The 19,524-nt window shown below is 44.9% G+C and carries 19 protein-coding genes; 9 read left to right on the top strand and 10 right to left on the bottom strand.

From position 1 onward, the window contains the following. Positions 1 to 146: 146 nt before the first annotated feature. From ACSAZK_RS00330 to ACSAZK_RS00350, 5 genes are all read left to right on the top strand, one after another. Complete coding sequence (locus ACSAZK_RS00330; RefSeq protein ID WP_440955459.1) at positions 147 to 1,406, top strand: P-loop NTPase fold protein; 1,260 nt, start codon at positions 147 to 149, stop codon at positions 1,404 to 1,406. Between the two features lie 47 nt (positions 1,407 to 1,453). Next, positions 1,454 to 2,854, top strand: a complete 1,401-nt coding sequence (locus tag ACSAZK_RS00335; RefSeq protein ID WP_440955460.1) for a tetratricopeptide repeat protein — start codon at positions 1,454 to 1,456, stop codon at positions 2,852 to 2,854. Between the two features lie 260 nt (positions 2,855 to 3,114). Then, positions 3,115 to 5,550 carry a tetratricopeptide repeat protein gene (locus ACSAZK_RS00340; protein WP_440955461.1) on the top strand — a complete coding sequence of 812 codons (2,436 nt, stop codon included), beginning with the start codon at positions 3,115 to 3,117 and terminating at the stop codon, positions 5,548 to 5,550. A gap of 303 nt (positions 5,551 to 5,853) precedes the next feature. After that, positions 5,854 to 6,702, top strand: a complete 849-nt coding sequence (locus ACSAZK_RS00345; RefSeq protein ID WP_440955462.1) for a methanogenesis marker 8 protein — start codon at positions 5,854 to 5,856, stop codon at positions 6,700 to 6,702. Between the two features lie 73 nt (positions 6,703 to 6,775). Further along, positions 6,776 to 6,901, top strand: coding sequence for an MTH865 family protein (locus ACSAZK_RS00350; RefSeq protein WP_440955463.1), 126 nt, complete (start codon positions 6,776 to 6,778; stop codon positions 6,899 to 6,901). Positions 6,902 to 6,984: 83 nt separating this feature from the next. Here ACSAZK_RS00350 and ACSAZK_RS00355 read toward each other — a convergent pair whose 3' ends face one another. Continuing rightward, on the bottom strand, positions 6,985 to 7,170 hold the full coding sequence (locus ACSAZK_RS00355; RefSeq protein ID WP_440955464.1) for a hypothetical protein: 186 nt from the start codon (positions 7,168 to 7,170) through the stop codon (positions 6,985 to 6,987). A 229-nt stretch (positions 7,171 to 7,399) separates the two neighbouring features. Here ACSAZK_RS00355 and ACSAZK_RS00360 point away from each other — a divergent pair, with 229 nt between their 5' ends. After that, complete coding sequence (locus tag ACSAZK_RS00360; RefSeq protein ID WP_440955465.1) at positions 7,400 to 8,251, top strand: methanogenesis marker 8 protein; 852 nt, start codon at positions 7,400 to 7,402, stop codon at positions 8,249 to 8,251. A gap of 714 nt (positions 8,252 to 8,965) precedes the next feature. Here ACSAZK_RS00360 and ACSAZK_RS00365 read toward each other — a convergent pair. After that, positions 8,966 to 9,481 carry an META domain-containing protein gene (locus ACSAZK_RS00365; RefSeq protein WP_440955466.1) on the bottom strand — a complete coding sequence of 172 codons (516 nt, stop codon included), beginning with the start codon at positions 9,479 to 9,481 and terminating at the stop codon, positions 8,966 to 8,968. A gap of 615 nt (positions 9,482 to 10,096) precedes the next feature. On the opposite strand from ACSAZK_RS00365, the gene ACSAZK_RS00370 reads away from it, so the two are divergent. The 3 genes from ACSAZK_RS00370 to ACSAZK_RS00380 all read left to right on the top strand — a co-directional run bounded on the left by ACSAZK_RS00370 (position 10,097) and on the right by ACSAZK_RS00380 (position 11,768). Then, positions 10,097 to 10,288, top strand: coding sequence for a hypothetical protein (locus ACSAZK_RS00370; protein WP_440955467.1), 192 nt, complete (start codon positions 10,097 to 10,099; stop codon positions 10,286 to 10,288). Positions 10,289 to 10,492: 204 nt separating this feature from the next. Then, positions 10,493 to 10,966, top strand: coding sequence for a hypothetical protein (locus ACSAZK_RS00375; RefSeq protein WP_440955468.1), 474 nt, complete (start codon positions 10,493 to 10,495; stop codon positions 10,964 to 10,966). 274 nt (positions 10,967 to 11,240) lie between these two features. Beyond that, positions 11,241 to 11,768, top strand: coding sequence for a winged helix-turn-helix transcriptional regulator (locus tag ACSAZK_RS00380; protein ID WP_440955469.1), 528 nt, complete (start codon positions 11,241 to 11,243; stop codon positions 11,766 to 11,768). A gap of 194 nt (positions 11,769 to 11,962) precedes the next feature. Here ACSAZK_RS00380 and ACSAZK_RS00385 read toward each other — a convergent pair whose 3' ends face one another. The 8 genes from ACSAZK_RS00385 to ACSAZK_RS00420 form a co-directional block, all read right to left on the bottom strand. Beyond that, entirely contained in the window at positions 11,963 to 12,814 is an 852-nt protein-coding gene (locus ACSAZK_RS00385; protein ID WP_440955470.1) for a hypothetical protein, read from the bottom strand. A gap of 339 nt (positions 12,815 to 13,153) precedes the next feature. Further along, positions 13,154 to 13,840 (bottom strand): META domain-containing protein, encoded by a 687-nt coding sequence (locus ACSAZK_RS00390; RefSeq protein ID WP_440955471.1) that lies wholly within the window; start codon positions 13,838 to 13,840, stop codon positions 13,154 to 13,156. A gap of 231 nt (positions 13,841 to 14,071) precedes the next feature. Continuing rightward, positions 14,072 to 14,440 (bottom strand): potassium channel family protein, encoded by a 369-nt coding sequence (locus tag ACSAZK_RS00395; protein ID WP_440955472.1) that lies wholly within the window; start codon positions 14,438 to 14,440, stop codon positions 14,072 to 14,074. A gap of 149 nt (positions 14,441 to 14,589) precedes the next feature. Beyond that, entirely contained in the window at positions 14,590 to 14,964 is a 375-nt protein-coding gene (locus ACSAZK_RS00400; RefSeq protein WP_440955473.1) for a potassium channel family protein, read from the bottom strand. A gap of 114 nt (positions 14,965 to 15,078) precedes the next feature. Continuing rightward, positions 15,079 to 16,494, bottom strand: coding sequence for a hypothetical protein (locus ACSAZK_RS00405; RefSeq protein ID WP_440955474.1), 1,416 nt, complete (start codon positions 16,492 to 16,494; stop codon positions 15,079 to 15,081). Positions 16,495 to 16,506: 12 nt separating this feature from the next. After that, complete coding sequence (locus tag ACSAZK_RS00410) at positions 16,507 to 17,319, bottom strand: ABC transporter ATP-binding protein (RefSeq protein ID WP_440955475.1); 813 nt, start codon at positions 17,317 to 17,319, stop codon at positions 16,507 to 16,509. Between the two features lie 92 nt (positions 17,320 to 17,411). After that, on the bottom strand, positions 17,412 to 18,464 hold the full coding sequence (locus ACSAZK_RS00415) for an AI-2E family transporter (RefSeq protein WP_440955476.1): 1,053 nt from the start codon (positions 18,462 to 18,464) through the stop codon (positions 17,412 to 17,414). A 147-nt stretch (positions 18,465 to 18,611) separates the two neighbouring features. After that, positions 18,612 to 19,472, bottom strand: coding sequence for a helix-turn-helix transcriptional regulator (locus ACSAZK_RS00420; RefSeq protein WP_440955477.1), 861 nt, complete (start codon positions 19,470 to 19,472; stop codon positions 18,612 to 18,614). Positions 19,473 to 19,524 lie beyond the last annotated feature (52 nt).

The raw sequence follows: 19,524 nt of genomic DNA on the forward strand, positions 1-19,524 counted from the left end.
AAAAATCAGAATTTTCAAGGCCAAATTCACATCGCAATCAAAAATTGTAACCTTTAACTTGAAGGATATTGCTCAGAAGGTTATATATGTTCTTTACTTCATTTTATACTTAAAATACCGTAATTTCTGAAAGGGAAGTACATACGATGGCCGGGGACTTGAAAGAGATCTATCACTTATTTAATCCTGACAAAGCTCTTCAAAATGGGGATTTGGAAAACTATTATGTCGAAATTGGCCAGAACAAGAAGAACATTGAAGAGCTTAAAATCCGCCTTGAATTAAGCCATGAAACAGGAGAAACGGTTAAACTCCTTTTTACAGGACATAGAGGCTCAGGCAAGACTACAGCATTAAACCGTTTAGTTTCGGATCTGAAGCAAGAGAAGGGCGAACAATTTTTCATCGTACATTTCAGTGCTATTGATTTTCTTGATATTAATGACATAAGCTATACCGATGTCCTGCTTTCAATAATTACAAAAATAGTAGAAAATTTTGAAAATGAAGGAAACCACCTAAATTCTTCATTGAAGGAAAGAACGGAAAAACTGGGAAAGGAAATAACAAAAACGACAACACATGAAGAAAAAATGGAAGCTGGCGGGGGATTTAACTTCTCAGCCTTTTTTGCCGAAGTCCTGGCAAGAATGAAAAGTGAAACAGGCACAAGGCAGGAAATCAGGGAAGAGATCAGGCCGAGAGTTTCCGAAATGATTACTCTGATTAACGATATAATTATAGAGATTGAAAAAAGCGACCGTCAGGTTCTTGTCATAATTGACAACCTTGAGAAATGCGACCATGAACAGGCATTGAAGCTTTTTTATTCACACGGAACCCAGTTAACACAGCCGGGATGCAAGATAGTATACACATTCCCTATTTCACTTCGAAGCTCCAACAAGTTCACCCAGATTAAAATGAATTTTAGTGATGACATTATGTACCCGAACATTAAAATTCATGAAAAAGATTCCAGTGAAACCCGGGAGCCTGAAGGCAGAATTGCTATGAGGCAAATCGTAGAAAAAAGGGTCTCTCTGGATTTATTTACTCCTGATGCCCTTGAATACATAATAGAAATGAGTGGCGGAGTCATAAGGGAGTTTATAAGAATTATAAGAAATTCAGCAGTAAGTGCCATAGCCGGGAAAAAAGCTTTGATTGACAGGGAGATTGTAAGCGGAGTGGTCGACGAACTTAAAAATTCATATCAGGCACAGTTAAGTGAGCAGGATTATGAAGTGCTTAAGGAAATATATGAAACAAAAGAAATAAAACGAGATGAGAAGCTTGTCGGTTTGCTTCACAATCTCAGTATCCTGGAATACAAAAACGGAAGAAGCTGGTGCGACCTCAACCCTATAGTTCGTGAGATTCTGGAAGAAAAAGACATTCTTTAGGAAAAATAAAAGCTCTTTTCAAAAATAACCATAGACCAGGCTACAATATGGAACTGGATCCGAAACACATCTCAAAAATTGAAAAATTAACTGTCCTTCTTGAGCTTTCCGAGGACTGCACTATAGTTTTTGTACGCTGCAATGAGCCTGTTTTATGCAAGGCTATATTCAGGGAAATTTCAGAAAGGGTTTCTGACGGGGTTTTCATATACAGCCTAAAAATGGATGAAACGTCAACAGATCTTTTTTACCTTTTAAAGCAGGCAACCGAATCAGAAATTTACAATTCCAGAAAAGAAAAAAATGGAAAAATTGCTTTTTTCGTTTCCGGTCTTGACAGTGCCGCAAAAAAGAAAAATTCCGAGGGAAAATCCGAAGCCCTGCTCCTGATGAACCTGATGCGGGACAGGTACCTGGAGATAAAGCACCCAATAATAATCTGGCTAAACAGCTCATCCCTCAACTTGGTTCTCAAGGAGGCACCGGATTTTTTCTCCTGGAGAACTGCGGTCTTTGAATTTGACCTGAAAAAAGAAATCGCTTCCATCCCGACCATCCCGGTTTTTGAGTTTGAAAAATTTATCAACAAGACAAAAAGTGACCTTGAAAATCTTAGTACATACTACCAGAATTCAATTGAAGAGTATGAAGAAAGGCAAATCTATGACCCCTATAAATTTGCCCGCCTGTACTTCAACCTCGGGACAATTGAGTTGTTTTCCGGAATGTCAAAAGAAGCTATTGAATACCTCAAAACCGCCGAATCAATATCATCCGGAATAAACAACAGGAACCTTAAAGAATACATCTACAACCAGCTCGGAATCGCCTATTACCACCTGGGCAATCCTCAAAAAGCTCAGGAAAATATTGAGCATGCCCTTCAAATTGCAAAAGAAATCAACGACATAAAAGGGACAGGAAACATTCTCGGAAACCTGGGTATAATATACGAAGAACTCGGAGACGCAAATAAAGCATCCGGATATTACGAAGAAGCCCTTGAGATTTCCAGAGAATTCCCCGATCCCAGGGGAGAAGCAAACACCCTCGGGAATATGGGAAACTCACTAAACCGGCAGGGAAAAACAAAAAAGGCAATCGAATATTACGAACATGCCCTAAAAATCACCAGAAAAATCGGGGACCAGCACGGAGAAGCAATCCATCTCTCAAATTTAGGGCACGCATACGGTCAGCTGGGAGAAATCGAAAAAGCGCTTGAATATCACGAAAATGCCCTGAAAATGACCAGAGAAATCGGCGATAGGAGAGGAGAAGGAAATGCCCTTGGAAATCTGGGCAACGTATACTATATTCTGGGCGAAAACGGAAAAGCAATTGAGTTTTTGAAGCAATCCCTGGCAATAGGAAAGGCGATTGAAGACCCGAGGATAATCAGCTTTTGCGAGCAGAAACTGAGGGATCTTGAAGGGTCTGACGACTGATTTTTATCTTTTTTTAGTTTTTTTAATCAGCTTCAAGCTCTTTCCCAAAGCAACCATTTAGTTTTAAAACCATGCCCACCCACGTTCGCCGAAGGCGAACGGCTTTTCCCTGAAGACTGGAAAGAGGCAGCAGCTTTGAAATTTCAGCCAGCCTTTGAATTTTATCGCGAAAAAACCCGAAATATTCAGCCATTAAACTTTCCAAATGGCAAAACTTATTTTACCTGCCGCCAATATCAAAAAAGAAATTGGAGGAGTTTATGGACCTGGCTATTCTCGCCCAGCAAGCAACAGATATTCTCGTCCCTACCTTATCTTCCCTGTGCCTTGCAGGAAAACCTGTAGTGGAGAAGGGTAAAGAAGTCCTTGGGGATATGCTCTACGAAAAAACCCTTGAAAAAGTAGGTTCGAAAAGCGGGAAAAGAGCGAAATCTCTGCTGGAAAAAATAAGCCCGAAAATGACTGCATCCCTGGAAAAAGCACTTACAAAAGTATCCAAAAACTCCGAAGACCCGAAAGCAAAGGAAGAATTGCAGCAGGAAATCCTCAAACTGCTGATGGAAAACCCTGACCTTGCGAGAGAAATAGAATTTACCATAAATCTCAATATCGAAAACCTTGAAAATTATGGTCAACTTGCAGTAGGAAACTACAACAATTTTTTCAATTTCGAAAGCCCTTCAGGTGACGAATTTATCAAGATCATCGAATATCTGAACCAACAGAGAAAAGAAGCCTCAAGCCAGGAAATCCTGAGCCGTTACAACCCTTCAACTCTCCTCTATTATCCTGATAAACTGAAGCAATTTGTCACACAGAACCGGGCTGATGAGTTAAAAAAATCCCTCATTTACCTTGAAAACCACCGGATTCTACTTCTCAGCGGAGTCGGCGGCGTGGGAAAGTCCACCCTTTCAAGAGCCCTCGTAGACCTGAGACCCGTAAACGTCCCCGAACCTTTCTGGTTCAACTTTAACCAGAACCAGGACGCAAAACTTGGAGACATCCTCGAAAAACTCGCCGCCTACATGAACGCCCCTGAAATTGCAGCCTTCAAAGCCGAAAGGCGGGAACCCGGAAAACCTGACGTGGACAGGCTCACCGATGAACTGCAAAGAAGAAGAAGCCAGGTCTGGCTCATCTTCGATGACCTGAGCACCATGTTAGAAGACAGGCAGTTCAGGGATAAAGGAATCGAACTCCTCTTTTCCTCCCTGCGATACAACACCCACAACGCAAAAGTAATCGTAACAAGCCGCATTCTGCCCATACTCGAAAACGGGGAAAGCCTGATCGATGTTGTGGAAGACGAGGAAAAACAGCACCTCACCGGTTTGGAAATGGATTTTGCAGTTGACTACCTTGTGAGAAATGGGCTTGAAGAAGTGGAACCCGAAAAACTGGAAGAACTGGCAACAGGCGTGGACGGTCATCCCCTTGCCCTGAAGTTACTTGTGGAACTGGTTAAGGAATTCGGTGTAGTGGATACGCTTGAAGACTTGAGCATGTATCAGGAAAGCAAAGAGGAGACCATCAAAAAGACAAAGAGATTATTCGACAAACTGGCAGGTGAAGAAAAAAAGCTTATAGAGAGAATATCGGTTTACAGGGAATCTGTAGAATTAAAGGCTCTAAGGGTAATGTTTACAGAAAATACTCCCACAAATGCCGTTAGAAAGTTAATTGACAAGTCTCTCCTCGAAACCAACCACAATAGCAGTTACTGGCTCCACCCACTTGTTCGGGAATTTGCCTATGATGACCTGAAAAATAAGAATGAAGCCCATGATATCGCCTGTAAGTATTATCTCTCCATCCCTCTCCCCGAAAACCCCAGAACGAAAGAAGAACTCCAGTCAGCAATAGAGGCACATCACCACGCCTGCGAAGCGGGAATATACGATCTGGCTGCACAGATTATCCTTCGTTCAAAGCTACACGTTTATCTTGATATTTGGGGAGATTACACTTCCCTCATAATATTGTACAGGCGATTACTACCAGCCGACCCTCTCAAAGAAAAAGTCCTTTTAAGCAATGAAATGAAGAGTTTTGTTTTTGGTGACCTTGGACTCACATATCAGCAACTTGGATATGTACGAAAAGCGATTGAATATTATGAACAGGCGCTGAAAATTGCTAAAGAAATCGGCGACAGGCGCGGAGAAGGTGCAGACCTTGGAAATCTGGGCAACGCATACAGGAATCTGGGCGAGCCCAGAAAAGCGATTGAATATTATGAACAGGCGCTGAAAATTTCTAAAGAAATCGGAGACAGGCGCGGAGAAGGAAATCACCTTGGAAATCTGGGCAACGCATACAGTGATCTGGGCGAGCCCAGAAAAGCGATTGAATATTATGAACAGGCGCTGAAAATTGCTAAAGAGATCGGAGACAGGCGCGGAGAAGGAAATCACCTTGGAAATCTGGGGTTAGCATACAGGAATCTGGGCGAGCCCAGAAAAGCGATTGAATATTATGAACAGGCGCTGAAAATTGCTAAAGAGATCGGAGACAGGCGCGGAGAAGGAAATCACCTTGGAAATCTGGGCAACGCATACAGTCATCTGGGCAAGCCCAGAAAAGCGATTGAATTTTTGAAGCAATCCCTGGCTATAGGAAAGATGATTGAAGACCCGAGGATAATTGGCTTTTGCGAGCAGAAATTGAAGGAACTTGAAGGGTCTGACGATTGATTTAGTTCTTCTTTTTCAACTTCAGGGGAAAAGCCGTTTGCTTCGCAAACGGGGGCTGCTGCCGGGGAAAAGACCAAGTTGGGAACCCGGCTATTAGTTAAGCGAACAAAAACGGTCGCTAATAAAACCAGGATATTCAGGGAAAATCCGGGTTCCTGCTTCAGATCATTCCGCTCAGGCTTCAAAGCCAAAGCCCGAAACCAATAACCTATTATATAAACAACCCTAAACTTTACCTGCAATTTTTACCGGATTTGAAATTCTTAACAATCATATTTTTGCTTAGCTTTTAAAGGTGTAACCATGCCTCATGTAATGGAATTACTTGGAAAAACCAGGGTCGTTGTTAAAGACGGGAAAGTCGTGGAAGTCGGAGAGCCGGAAGTCGATTGGTGCCCCCTTTTTGCCAAGATTCGCGGGATTCAGAAGATCACAGGCGAGGAAGCAAAGAAGAACATGGAGTTCCGGATTAAGGACTTCGGGATGTTCACCGACGAGCGCAAGCTGGAACTCGAGGACTTTGTAGGGTTCGGAGCCTCCGAAGTTATGATGACCGGGCTTGGCAGGGGCTTGCTTGACACGACCGTAACCGCCTGTGACGGTGCAGGGACCGTTATTTCCAACAACCCCACCCTTGTCCAGGGCATGGGAGGCAGGATGTCAGGCCTTGTCGAGACCGAGCCAATCGACGGCATCATAAACGGCATTCAGGAACGCGGCGGAATCGTGCTCGACCCCTCTACTGCCGTAATCGACCCTGTTGCCGGACTGAAAAAGGCAGCCGAACTCGGCTACAAGAAAATCGCGGTAACAGCCGCTTTTGCCGACACCGCCAAAAAGTGCAGGGAACTTGAAGCCGAACTCGGGCTTGATTTGATAGTAATCGGAGTCCATGTTACAGGCTTAAACAGGGAAGAAGCCCAGGCTCTTGTCGAAAACTCGGACATCGTGACCAGCTGCGCCTCAAAGCCCGTCAGGGACCTTGTTAAGCCCCTTGCCCAGGTCGGGACTGCCGTGCCGCTTTTCGCACTGACTCAGAAGGGGAAGGAGCTTGTGATCGAAAGGGCAAAAGATATCAAAACCCCTCTCCTGATCAATACGATGGCTCTTCCGGTGCTGCCGGAGCACAAGCAGCCGAAGGATTTGATTTAAGGCGGCGGAAAGGGGCGTTCCAAGGCCTTTTTTACTCTTTTTTCTTCTTTTCTTTTCTTTCTTTTTTCCTTTCTTGCTTTCTTTTTTCCCTGCGGGAGCAGACACCACATGCAAGGTCGGAGATATTGAAGTTACTGCGGGAGAAGCGGGTAAATTACTCCGTGAAGGGGAAAATGAAAAAATAAAACTGTATGAATAAACTTTAAAATCGAGGGGTGAAACAAATTTGAAAATCGATCAGAAAAAAAGGTTAAACAATTAAAGGGAAGAGGCTAAAAATAGTTACTGCCAGGACATCTTATCAAGCATCTTGGTTAAGTTGCTTGCCTCATCAAAGGATAATTCAGTCCAGCTCTTCCCGCATTCATTGCAATACTGACTGATTTTTTTATGTCTATCCATATACCTGAGAGACTTTATTACTAAATTTTTTTGCCTAACAGTCATAGAAGAATCCATTAGTTCCATAAAACACTCCTTGAATAATATATTCATTTTTCAGTAGTCTGCAGTCGATCAAAAAACAGAAAGCACTAAAAACCTTATACTCTTTGTTTGTTATATATATGGGGTTCATACTATATATATACATGTATTGCAATGGTCTACATATTAGATAAAAATATCAATATATAGTCACGCATATATATAGTTTGAACAAATACAACTTTATTCAGTACCTACAGGTGTGTCTATTATGCCTCATATAATGGAATTATTGGGGAAAGCCAGGGTCGTCGTAAAAGATGGAAAGGTCATGGAAGTTGGGCCTCCGGAAGTGGAATGGTGCCCCCTCTTTGACAAGCTGAAGGGAATCCGAAAGATTACTGCCGAAGAAGTGAGGAAAAACATCGAATTCAGGATCAGCGACTTTGGGCTGTTCACCGACAAACGCCAGCTCCTCGAACTTGACACCTACGTGGCTTTCGGAGCCTCCGAAGTAATGATGAGCGGCCTTCGTCGAGGCTTTCTTGAAACAACCGTAACCGTCTGCGACGGCGCAGGGACCGTGATCTCCGGTAACCCTGCCCTTGTCCAGGGAATCGGGGGCAGGATGTCCGGCCTGATCGAGACCGAACCCATCCCCGAGACCATAAAAGGAATACGGGTAAACGGCGGGACTGTGCTCGATCCCTCAAGCGCAGCCATCGACCCTGCGGGCGGGGTAAGGAAAGCCGCTGAAATGGGATACAAAAGGATCGCAGTAACTATAGCAGACGCAAAAACCGCAAAAGAATGCAGGGAAATAGAAACCGAACTCGGGCTTGACCTGATCGTGATTGCAGTCCATGTAACAGGGGTCAGCCAGGAAGAAGCCAGGGGGCTTCTGGAAAACTCGGATGTCATAATAAGCTGTGCTTCCAGGCATATCAGGGAGCTTGCAAAGCCGCTTGTCCAGGTGGCGGTTGCGATCCCGCTTTTCGCTCTCACGCAGAAAGGGAAGGAGCTCGTGATTGAGAGGGCAAAGGATATCGAGAGGCCGATTTTAATTAATACGATGGAGCTTCCGGTTGTGCCGGGGGAGAAGCAGCCGAAGGGATTGGTTTAAAGCAGGGTTGGGGTGTTTTCGCTTTTATTACTTTTCAGGGGTTCCAATTTCGTAGTCCATCCCCCATACCCACTCACGGTTGCGAAGCAACCGGCCTTTCCCTGAAAACATGCAAAAAAAAGAAATGGAAACAAAAATTTAACCGTCCAGCCCAGATTTTTCAGAGTTTTCGAATCAAAGACTTAGTCAACTTGTCTTTATTTTACAAAGAAGTAAACGTTGAATCGGTTAAGTTCACGCAAGCGTCCCAAAACAGCCAAAAAATAAAAAATGAGATTTGGGAATCGCCGGCGCCATATAAAAAAATCGCTGCGTATTTCACATCGATTCACCATTCTTTTCAATACTGCATCTTTTTTATCATGGCAGCAGAAGCGGGCAAGCCTCGCTTCGCTCGGAACAAAAATGACTGGTAGACAACATTCCGGTTACTTCGGAAAAGTTCAAAAATCAATCACTAAAACCACCCCCATTAGGTTCAGCTATTCTCACTTTGCTTGCACCGGATTATAAGAAAAAATACAGCTGGTAGCCAAACACATACAAGTAATAGAGCTTGTATTTAGGATTTACAAATATATGGACTTGTATATTCGATTTTTTAGAAAGCCTGAAATTGTATTGGACAGCAGCACGCAAGCCCCCCAAAACAACTAAAAAATAAAAAAGAAGATCTGAAAATAATCTTTTCTCAGATTATTTTCAGGCAGTCCTTTACGCTTCGACCTGTCCTCCGTTGCTGAAGAACATTTTGTCACCGTTGTCCCCGGAATAGAGGGTAAGCTGGCCGTTTTCCATTGCTGCGGACTTTACATTGAACAGCAGCGTCACATACTGGTCATACAATGAATCGGGGCCGCATGCTGCAAGCGTCATCGGGCCCGTGCCCAGGGTCAGGGTGTTTCCTTCCAGCGTGTAGCCTCCACTGCCACGGTTGCAGTCGGCTTTGATGGAATATGTGCCGTCCGGGAAGAGGACAAGAGTGTAGTTTTCCGGATCCGGGACCACTGACTGGGCAGTGGGATTTGTTTCCAGAAGGCCTGTCCACTGCCATTCGATGCCGGTAATTTCTTCAGGTGAAATCGTTTCGGGTTCCGAGGGGATGGTTTCGGCAGGCTCAAGAGGAGTTTCTTCCTGCTCGGTACAGCCAAGTGAAAAGGCACTCACGGTTATAAGTCCGATAGTGAGGAGTAATACAAGATAAATGGACATGTTTTTCATTTTCATCATAGACCTCTTTGGATTGACTACCTGATGAAAAGCATTGATACAATATAATTTTTGTTTAAGCTACGATTTGATTTGCAGTCATACGACTCTGTTTTTCGATAGGGAGGAGAAAACACTTCACGACCTATTCGCAGAAGAATTCATGTCGTTCTGGCCAGGTTCACGCAAGCGCCCCAAAACCGCCAAAAAATAAAAAATAAGATTTGGAAGTTAAAAGTTGAAAATTATCATTAGCCGGATCAGACATCACAGGGCAGCAGGATATTTAAAAAAATATAATATTCGAGTAATGTACCAGAACCGTTATTAAAACTCATTCCCCCTATTATGACAGGGGAAAAGTGGGACTGAACTTTCACGGAAATCAGGATGAGGTATTAAATCGAACCTTATAAGTTGCGAGACCTCATGGGGATCCAATACATCAACAGCATAATAATCAGAAAGAATGATCAGAAAGATAATTGGGGAAATTTCTGATTTTAGCCTGATAATTTTCGATGAAATGCGAAACTGAGTTTTAAGGAGGGACAAAGCACCAGAGGCTCCAAAATCCCTACTTTTCTACACCATAGATAGGAAAAATTAGTGGAATAAAATTCTGGAGGTTGAAGGTTGAAAAAAACACTTACAAAAAGTATGGCATCTTGTGTAATACTTATCCTTATCGGGTCGGTGGTTGCGCTTGCTCCGGGATCGGAAACAGGATTTGAAAATGTAACAGAAACAGGATTTGAAAACGTAACGGAAACAGGATTTGAAAACGTAACGGAAACAGGATCTGAAAATGTAACTGACGGAGGATAGGATTCCTAGCCAATAGATACAGGATCCGATAACGTAACCGAAGAATATGATCCTGAAATAAATCCTGAGAGCTTCGTCGAAGGAGTTGACAATCCTTACTTCCCGCTGGTCCCGGGTACAACTTTCGTTTATGAAGGAGAAAGCGAGGAGGAAGGCACGACCATCCTGAATGAGGTTTTTGTTACCAACGAAACCAAAGAGGTAATGGGAGTTACCACCACCGTTGTCCAGGATACTGAATACGAAGACGGGGAGCTGGTTGAGGAAACCTTTGACTGGTACGCCCAGGACGAAGCCGGAAACGTCTGGTATTTCGGAGAAAACTCCATCGAATATGAGGACGGAGAGCCTGTCAGTACCGAAGGTTCCTGGGAAGCCGGAGTAAACGGCGCAAAGCCCGGAATCATAATGTTGGGAAACCCCAAAGTCGGGGACATTTACTACCAGGAATTTTCACCGGGCGAGGCTGAAGACCAGGCCGAAGTGCTCTCATTGAGTGAAACGATCACGGTTGCCTACGGTTCCTTTGAAAACTGCCTGAAGACAAAGGAATGGAACCCCCTCGAACCCGGCGAAGAGGAAAACAAATACTATGCTCCAGGTGTTGGTCTGCTCCTTGAAGAAGAAGTGGAAGGAGGAGATGAGAGACTGGAACTCGTGGAAATTACTACTGAATAAAATGGGAGGATAAAACCGGTTCCTCCTAATTTATTTTTTGCAAGGTAATGTTTACAATCTACAGTCTGCAATATACTTCTTACAAAATGTTCATTTATTATAGGCTATTTGCCTCTTATAACCTGGGGGTAGCTTTGATATATAGAACCGGACAATGCATGATAATAGGATCCTTTCCGGACATGAGGTTTATTTTCAAATCCGGGACAGGCACTCAATTTTCTTGTGTTGATATTCTTTTCACTTACCATGTTAACGAAAGATCAGGGTGAAGATGGAATTTGAACCTGAACCAAGAAAAAAGCTTTACGAACTGATAAGAGATTCCCCGGGAATTCATTTAAGGGAGCTCGAAAGGCGGCTGGATCTGGTAGTGGGCAGCTTGCAGTACCACCTTCACTATCTCGAAAAGAATAACCTGATTTCGCATTTTAAAGATGAGGAATACGTCCGATATTTCGTAAATAAAAGGATTCCCGAAAAGCGTGAGAGGGAAATTATCTATTTTTTAAGGAGGAAAGGCTGCAGGCATATCCTGATAAACCTGCTCCAGAACCCCGGCACGAACAATAAGGAACTATCTACCGCAGTCGGGCTCTCCCCCTCAACTGTTTCATGGCACCTCAATAAGATGGTAAAGTCCGGTATCATTGAAAAGGACAGAACAGGGCAAAGATGTAATCTCAAAATTGTAGACCCGGACCTTACTGCCAGGCTGCTTATATCCTACAAAGACTGTTTTCCCGATAGGCTTCTTGACAACTTCATTGAAATGTGGAATTTTGGAGACAGGAAAAAGTGAGCTTAGGAAAAAGTGAGCTTAGGAAAAAGTGAGCTTATTTGATCATTTGATAACTTAATCATTCGATATAACATATAAGATATAAAAAATAAGAATTGAAAACCCTAGGCCGAATAAAATTCCTTCGGAACTGAGTTTGGACCTCAGTTTCCAGAGGTTTATGCGGACTGATTTTCTTCGAAGTTAAATCCCGTTCACTCAGTGCTAATTTCTACAAGTTCCAGTCTTTCATCTCCACCTTCAACTTCCTCTTCAAGAAGCAGACCGACGCCTGAGGTATAGTACTTGTTCTCTTCCTGGCCAGGTTCCAGCGGGTTCCATTCCCTTGTCTTAAGGACGTCTTCAAAAGAACCGTAGGGAACGGTGACCGATTCAGTCAAAGAGACCACTTCAGCCTGGTCTTCGGCTTCACCCAGGTAGAACTCCTGGTAGTAAATATCTCCCACCTGAGGGTCTCCCGGCATTATTATCCCTGGCTGGGCCCCATCTACTCCGGCTTCCCAGGAACCGGCGGTACTTACGACTTCACCTTCATCGTATTCTTTGGACTCCTCACCGAAGTACCAGACATTCCCATCTTTGTCCTGGGCGTACCAGTCAAAGGTCTCTTCTTCCAGCTCATCGTCCTCGTATTCCGATTCCCTGACAACGATGGTGGTCACTCCCATTACCACTCTGGTTTCGTCGGTGACGTAAACCTCGGTTCTTAAAGGATCACCTTCATCGCTTTCTCCTTCATACACGAAAGTTGTACCAGGAACCAGCGGAAAATAGGGGTTATCAATTTCTTCGACGAAGTCCTCGGGGTTTATGACAGGGCTGTATTCCCCTTCCACTCCCACGGCTTCTTCAGGGATTTCCTCTTCTACTACTTCCTCTTCTTCTACCACTACTTCTTCTTCAGGAACTTCCTCTTCTTCTACCACTACTTCTTCTTCAGGAACTTCCTCCTCAACACCTTCTTCCGGAGGTTCTTCAGCACAACCGGAAGCAAATAACATTGCCGCAATGAGTACTGCAGCCACAAGAATACCCAATTTCTTCATAACTTTCCCCCAATTGTTTAAGATAAGAATGGATGCACATATATGTACACATATGGGGAAATATACAACGGTAGACTTACTTCCCCGATAAATACACTCCCCAATTATGTGTTATAAATTATTGTATATAAAGATATTAATTCCAGATACATTTTATTAAACTGATAGCGGGAGTTAGAATGAAGGTTGGAAGGCTTTTTGAGCTTTGGTAAGGTTCACGTCGGCGGCTGTCCAAAGCTATCTGAGACCTTTCGAGATCACAAAAAAATGAAAAATAGAAAGTAAAATAAAAAGCAGAAGATGAGATTGAAATTCACCCGGACTTCAGATTCTTAAGTTTCAGATCCCTTCAACCACCCCTCCGTTGGTAAAGATCATCATGGTGTCTTCGCCCCCGGAATAAAGGACAATCTGGCCGTTTTCCATTTCCACTGAATTTACTTCGGACAGCAGAGTAACATATTGATCATACAATGATAAGGGTCCGCATTCCGCAAGCGTCATCGGGCCTGCTCCCAGTGTTAGGGAGTTTCCTTCGAGCGTGTAGCTCCCTCCACCGCGGTTGCAGTCAGCTTTGATTGAATACGTACCGTGCCTGGAAAAAACAATGGTGTAGTCCTCAGGATTCGACACTTCTGTTTTGCCTGCAAGGCCGGGCTCCTGAAGCTCGATCCACTGCCACTCGATGTTAGTAATTTCCTCAGCCAGAGTTGTTTCAACCTCTTCCTGCTCGTCCCCTTCTTTTTCGCTTCCTTCCTGTTCTGCCTCATCCATCCCGGGCTCTTCAATTCCAGGCTCTTCCATTCCGGCTTCTTCTTGCTCGACCTCTACCTGCTCAACCTCTTCTTCCTCAACCACTGCCTGGTCGAGATCCTCAGGTGTGGTTTCGGCAGGCTCTGCCCCGTTAGCTTCCTCAGGTTCGGCAGGGGCTTCCTGCTCGGCACAGCCCAGCGAAAAAACAGTCGCAGCCATAAGCCCGATAGTAAGAAGTAAAACAAGACCTACGGATGTATTTTTGAGTTTCATAACAATACCCCCCATTTGGATAATATTATGAAACTCGGAATCCTAATTATTCTTTTGATTGGGCAAAATTTTGGTTTACTGTTGTCGGCATCTATTTTCAAAAACCAGGCAGAGGATTCTTTGTAGTGTTTTCAGGCACTGGAAGGCGTGGTCCTGCACACAAATCCTGCACACAAATACCCATGCTTGATTCTCAAAACCCTCCCTCCGGGCAGGCAGGAGTAAACGGATTTACTTTTCTGACTCTTTCCCTTCCGGTTCGGCCTTCCCCACCTTTTCCAGCCTGTGAGCGACGATCTGCTTTCCAATTACAGTGGCAAAACCGGAGAGGATTCCCAGCCCGCAAAAGATGTAGACCATTGTGAAAACTTTTCCCGGATCCGTTTGAGGGGAAAAGTCTCCATATCCCACGGTTGTCAGGGTTATTACTGAAAAATAGAATGAGTCAAGCCAGGTCCAGCCCTCGACGTTGTGGTAAAAGAAAGCACCCAGAATAAGAATTAACACTACTATAGTTAAAAGGGTCTGCACTTCCTCATTTTTAAGCTGGTTTTTTAAGCTCCTGAGAAACAACAGTAAAGTGATGAAAATAGATAGCATTAATCCTGCCCCCCTTTAAGAATATAATAACAAAAGGTTAAAAATATACCTTCTATGGCAGCTTACCCGAAAATGCCGATCAGCAAAAGGGGGAAGAAACAAAAGGGCAAAGAATCAAAAAGGGAGGAAGAAGCTCGATGAACCCTTCTTTATCTTTGTTCTCTTCTCTGTTCTCTTCTTTCTCTCCTCTTTTCAATGTGTTCCATCCTCTTGTTCACAATATGCTCCCCGATAACATCAACAAACCCGAAAAGAATTCCAAGCCCTACAAAGATGTAGATTATAGTGAAAATTTTTCCCATATCCGTTTGCGGAGAAAAGTCTCCATACCCCACAGTCGTCAGTGTAATGACCGAAAAATACAAGGAATCAAGCCAGCTCCAGCCTTCGAGACTGTGGTAGACATAAGTCCCGAGGATAAGAATAAAAAACACGGAAAATAAAAGGGCACGTGTCTCCGGTTTTTTAACCAGTTCGTATAAAGGCCTCAGAAACATCACAAATGTGATTAAGTAAGGGAGCATGGTTTCTTTCTCCTTAACTTTGAAGTCAGGTACAAATCATCATCAACTCCGAATCTTCATCAACTCGTTATAATAATAACTGACAACGTATCTTAAGCAGAAGACATTATCTTCTCAAAACTGCGGGTTTTCCAGCCCGTCCCATTTCCTGAAACTCCTTCCGAGCAGGGAAACGGCCACAGGTACGAGCGCCAGGTCTGCAAGCAGATAGTAGGGTCCCAAAATCGACAAAACGATGTTGAGGATCAGGACCGGGACTATCGAGAGGGCATAGAGAGCAAAGGTCTTTCCATTATAGAGGTTCACCGAAGGGTAAAGCCCTGTCAGGTAGACAAGCACTGTCACCATGTAGAAAGATATGGAGAGGAAGACCAGCAAAGAGGGGCCAAGGGTGTAAGGTGCCGTTTTCAAGCCGAGGACGAGGAGGAATATGAAGGGGACGACATTCAAGAAGGCATAGCTGTCGAGTTTGCTCTTTATCACGTCCGAGACCTTCAGGGGGAGGAAAGCGTAGGATGAAAACAGGTCGAATTCCGTAAGCCAGTTGTACATCGAGGAAGAAAGCACCCCCAGGACCAGGGAGAAGAGGAGCAGGGAGTCGAGAGCCGGGATCACGTTTCCAAGGGCAGAAAGCAGCACCCAGACCAGTGTGGCCGGGAGCAGGAAGGAGAAGATAATTTTCCCGAGCCCTCCTTCACTTCTTTTCAGGTCAAGGAAGTCCTTTGCAACGAATGATGCGTAGCGGTAGGAGCCAAGGCGGGAAGAAAGCCCGGAAAAGGAGTTGGAGAAACTCTTCTGCACCTGGGGATAGTCCACTTTCAGAAAGATGAGGGAAAGGGCGGAAGGGACGAGAATAAGGAAAACAGAGGCCAGAAGCTGCCGGGTTTGGGAAGGAACAAGGTAAAAGGCAAGTGCCGGAAGGGCGTACAGGGTTTCCCCCTTGAAGTTCCCGGAGGCAAAAAGCAGGGCAGGAAATGCCAGTAATAAGCCTGCAAGCACGGCTTTTCCCGAATGGGCATAGACCGTGGAAAGGAAAAACACAACTGAAAGCCCGATCATGAAGGAAAGGGAAAGCGTGAGGGTGAGAAGCGGGATATTGAAGCTTTCGGCAGCCGAAGGAAGCATGAATTTTACCGCCAGGGCAAAGCCTGCAATGAAGGGCAGGATGTAGAGGAAAAAATAGTACACGACGTCTTTTACCAGAAAGTTCAGGAAAACGACCCTCTCGGAAACGGGAAGCGTTCTTGAAGAATACGCAATAAGGCTTGCCTGCCCGAAGCGCCGGTTCATGAACTCTCTTCCCATGAGCCCGAAAGCTCCCACCATGCCGCCTACCAGCAGGAAGAAATAGTGCATCCCGAGAGCGATCCCTGCATCCGTAACGATTTCCCGGAAGACCGGGAGGACCAGGCTCACAAAGAAGGTGAAGAGGAAGATGAATAACGGAAAGAGGGCAAAGCCGCTGTGCCCGAAGAGGCTGGAGTGCATCCGCCACTCTTCTTTCATCATGCTTTTGAAAATGTCAAGCATAGGCGATCATTCTCATGCAATTATTTCTGTTTCATCCGTTTCTGCCTGATTTATTTCGGACAGGTTCCCGTGATTCCCGTGAATTCCGGCGTCAGTGCCGCTGTTCAGCTGGCTTTCCCCGGGCTTACCCACCAGTTCCAGGAAGAACTCTTCAAGGCTCTTATCTTCCAGCTCCGGGCTGTCCATGCGCCCGCTGTGGACAAGTTCGCCCTTATAGATGATCCCGATGCTGCTGCAGATCTCCTTTGCGATTTCCAGGATATGGGTGGAGATGAAAATCGTGCCTCCGTTTTTCACGTATCCCCTGAGGAAATCCTTTACTTTCCGCTGCATAACCGGGTCCAGGTTGATCAGGGGCTCGTCGATGATTGCAAGTTCCGGCTCATGCAGGAAAGCCTGGGCAAACATCAGTTTCTGGCGGGTACCCCGGGAAAGGTCCTTGCAGAGTACGTTTTTCTGCTCCCCGAAATCGAAAAACTCGAACCAGCGCTCACAGGCTTCTTCGTATCCTTCCAGCTTCCGGATTTTTGCAACGAAATGCAGGTACTCTTCAGCAGTCAGGAAACTGGGCGGGGTTTCCTGCTCAGGGATTACCCCCACAAGTTCCCGGACCTTAAGAGGAGCTTCCAGGACATCCACGCCGTGTACTCTCAGGGAGCCGGAATCCGGTTTTATCTGTCCCGTGAGCATTTTTATCATGGTGGTTTTCCCGGAGCCGTTCGGACCCAGGAGCCCGAAAAGTTCCCCTTTTTTGACGGAGAGGTCCACGCTGTCCACTGCATTTATTTTTCCATAAGATTTTGAGAGACCTTTTACCTCAATCATGTTCCTGGCTCCTGCAAGTCTTGCTAGTCTTTATTCATTATCGGGGTAAACCCTGCAAGCCTTTATTCTGCAAATTTTTATTCTGCAAACCGTCAGTCCTCATCAGGATAAATTATAATCAGTGCTTTGTAAGACTCGGTAATAATTATCTTGTATATGATGAAAATCGGGATTGCAAATATCATCCCCAGGGGCCCGAGCAGCTTGGAAGCGGCCAGGGTCAGGACCACACTCAGGAGGGGGTTGATATTTACCTTTTCGGAGATCATGAAGGGGATAAGGTAGAAGTTGTCCACAAGCTGGGCTGCCAGGATCGTGCCTGCTGCCAGGATCGCTGTTTCCGGGCTGGTTAGGTAGCCCACAATTATGGGAGGAATCGCCCCTATTATCGGGCCGATGTAAGGGATTATGTTCAGGAAACCTGCCAGGACTCCCAGGAAAAACCAGCCGTCAACTCCTGCAAGATAAAAACCTATGCAGCAGATCAGGCCCACAACAGAGCTTTCGATCATCTTTGCGCTGAAGAAATCTTCAAGTTCCCTTCCCATGTCCTTTAAACCCCTATCGATAATCTCGGCATGTTTCGGAGGGGCATATTCGCCGATGTAGTTGACAAGCTTATTCCGATGTCTGAAATACATGCTGAACATCAGGGGAATTATGAGGGCTCCTGCAAAGAGATAATATGAAATTTTTGATATGATTCCGGTAAATTCGGTAAAGATGGCGTTGCCTACTTCCTGCAGGTCGCCGGGTTTGATAACTCCGGAATTCGTTAGCCTTGCAAACTTCGATTCGCTCCCGAAAAGCGCAGAAGCCCCACCCGTGAAGTTCTGCTGCACTTTTGCAGCTTCGGCAAGCAGGGCGGCTATCTCATCCATCTGGCTGCTGATGAGAACCACAACAGCAAACAGGGAAAGAAGGATCAGGGAAAAACCTATAGCCTTCCGGTTCAGGTTCGGGAACCTGTCCATTACCCTGTTGAAGCCGGAGAGTAATTTTTCACTGATCAGGAGCAGGATAGCCCCAAGAATAAGAACTATGAAAATGTCCTGGAAATAAAACAGGACCGCAAAAAAACCTGCAAAAAACACGGAGATTGCAAACAGAAACCTCCATACATACCTGTTAGCGCTAAGTGCCATTTTTCCCTCCCGTCTCCTATTATTTCGTCTCTTCCTGTTAGTTCATCTCTTTTTAATTTTTCACATTCTTTGTATAAACTTCTAAACTATATATAAACGTATAGCCTGAGGATATTAAACGTATAGCTTGAGGATTCAAAGGGCCGTTTAATTTCGGATTACTTCGTAATCACAAACCCGCTTTGAATTGTTCATGTAGTACATAAATAACTCTTCTCCCCATTTCAAAGCCCCCGGTTCCTGAGAGAGTAGGTATTGATTTGTCAGTACCCCGTTTTTCCCGTAAAGCACAACCGAAAGAAGGTCATCGGTGAGCAGGACTGCCGCAGGAAGTCTGGTTCCTGTATATACAAAAATGTCCCGGTTTTCCCTGTCCAGGAGTTTGCCTGTTTCTTTTCTGTATCCCTTGAAGAGAGTTCCGAAAAGGGAGTTTTTCAGCTCAGGGGAATTTTTGTCTTCAAGCAGTTCCTCCTGCATGTCTTTAAAAGCGGCTTCACTGATTATGATCCCGGTCTCGATCTTTCTTTCCAGGAGTTCGGAATAAAAAAACGGAAGTTCGGAGTAAAAGGCTGAAAAAAAGAGCCTGACCCGGCCTGAAGCCAGGATGCTGTTCAGTACCCTGTTCTGGAGCAGGATACTTTCGTTTTTGAGAGGGATAACCCGGCACCTCTTCAGTTCATGGATTCTTTCTCTCAGGAAAGGGGGAAGAGAACTGAGCTCGTGGTTCTTCCAGTAATCCATATTCTCTTCGTAAAGCTCCAGAGTCCCGAGCAGGTTTTTCATGTTTGCAACCACTACGGGGCCCATTCCCGAAAGCCGATACATATCGCCCTCCTTTTCGACCAGGCCGGTTTTCAGGAGCTGCTTTATCTGCGGGATCATGGATTTCCAGGGAAAATCAAAAGCTTCCTTTATCTCCCCGGAACTTTTCGGGCCGTCTGCCAGAAACAACAGCAGGTTCTTTCTCTTTTCCGAAAAGAATATGGTATCCAGTAGTTTTGATTTCATGCTTGTCCTCTCCAAACCCTTTTTAAATCCTCTCCGGATCTTCTCCGCTTTT

The organism is Methanosarcina sediminis, assembly GCF_052056915.1.
Taxonomy (GTDB): domain Archaea; phylum Halobacteriota; class Methanosarcinia; order Methanosarcinales; family Methanosarcinaceae; genus MTP4.

What these genes read in the sequence shown, in the direction of transcription:
- ACSAZK_RS00395 (WP_440955472.1), bottom strand. Translation starts at nt 14,440, where the DNA reads ATGCTATCTATTTTCATCACTTTACTGTTGTTTCTCAGGAGCTTAAAA.
- ACSAZK_RS00335 (WP_440955460.1), top strand. Translation starts at nt 1,454, where the DNA reads ATGGAACTGGATCCGAAACACATCTCAAAAATTGAAAAATTAACTGTC.
- ACSAZK_RS00400 (WP_440955473.1), bottom strand. Translation starts at nt 14,964, where the DNA reads ATGCTCCCTTACTTAATCACATTTGTGATGTTTCTGAGGCCTTTATAC.
- ACSAZK_RS00380 (WP_440955469.1), top strand. Translation starts at nt 11,241, where the DNA reads ATGGAATTTGAACCTGAACCAAGAAAAAAGCTTTACGAACTGATAAGA.
- ACSAZK_RS00410 (WP_440955475.1), bottom strand. Translation starts at nt 17,319, where the DNA reads ATGATTGAGGTAAAAGGTCTCTCAAAATCTTATGGAAAAATAAATGCA.
- ACSAZK_RS00390 (WP_440955471.1), bottom strand. Translation starts at nt 13,840, where the DNA reads ATGAAACTCAAAAATACATCCGTAGGTCTTGTTTTACTTCTTACTATC.
- ACSAZK_RS00360 (WP_440955465.1), top strand. Translation starts at nt 7,400, where the DNA reads ATGCCTCATATAATGGAATTATTGGGGAAAGCCAGGGTCGTCGTAAAA.
- ACSAZK_RS00420 (WP_440955477.1), bottom strand. Translation starts at nt 19,472, where the DNA reads ATGAAATCAAAACTACTGGATACCATATTCTTTTCGGAAAAGAGAAAG.
- ACSAZK_RS00330 (WP_440955459.1), top strand. Translation starts at nt 147, where the DNA reads ATGGCCGGGGACTTGAAAGAGATCTATCACTTATTTAATCCTGACAAA.
- ACSAZK_RS00375 (WP_440955468.1), top strand. Translation starts at nt 10,493, where the DNA reads ATGGGAGTTACCACCACCGTTGTCCAGGATACTGAATACGAAGACGGG.
- ACSAZK_RS00385 (WP_440955470.1), bottom strand. Translation starts at nt 12,814, where the DNA reads ATGAAGAAATTGGGTATTCTTGTGGCTGCAGTACTCATTGCGGCAATG.
- ACSAZK_RS00365 (WP_440955466.1), bottom strand. Translation starts at nt 9,481, where the DNA reads ATGATGAAAATGAAAAACATGTCCATTTATCTTGTATTACTCCTCACT.
- ACSAZK_RS00355 (WP_440955464.1), bottom strand. Translation starts at nt 7,170, where the DNA reads ATGGAACTAATGGATTCTTCTATGACTGTTAGGCAAAAAAATTTAGTA.
- ACSAZK_RS00405 (WP_440955474.1), bottom strand. Translation starts at nt 16,494, where the DNA reads ATGCTTGACATTTTCAAAAGCATGATGAAAGAAGAGTGGCGGATGCAC.
- ACSAZK_RS00415 (WP_440955476.1), bottom strand. Translation starts at nt 18,464, where the DNA reads ATGGCACTTAGCGCTAACAGGTATGTATGGAGGTTTCTGTTTGCAATC.
- ACSAZK_RS00340 (WP_440955461.1), top strand. Translation starts at nt 3,115, where the DNA reads ATGGACCTGGCTATTCTCGCCCAGCAAGCAACAGATATTCTCGTCCCT.
- ACSAZK_RS00345 (WP_440955462.1), top strand. Translation starts at nt 5,854, where the DNA reads ATGCCTCATGTAATGGAATTACTTGGAAAAACCAGGGTCGTTGTTAAA.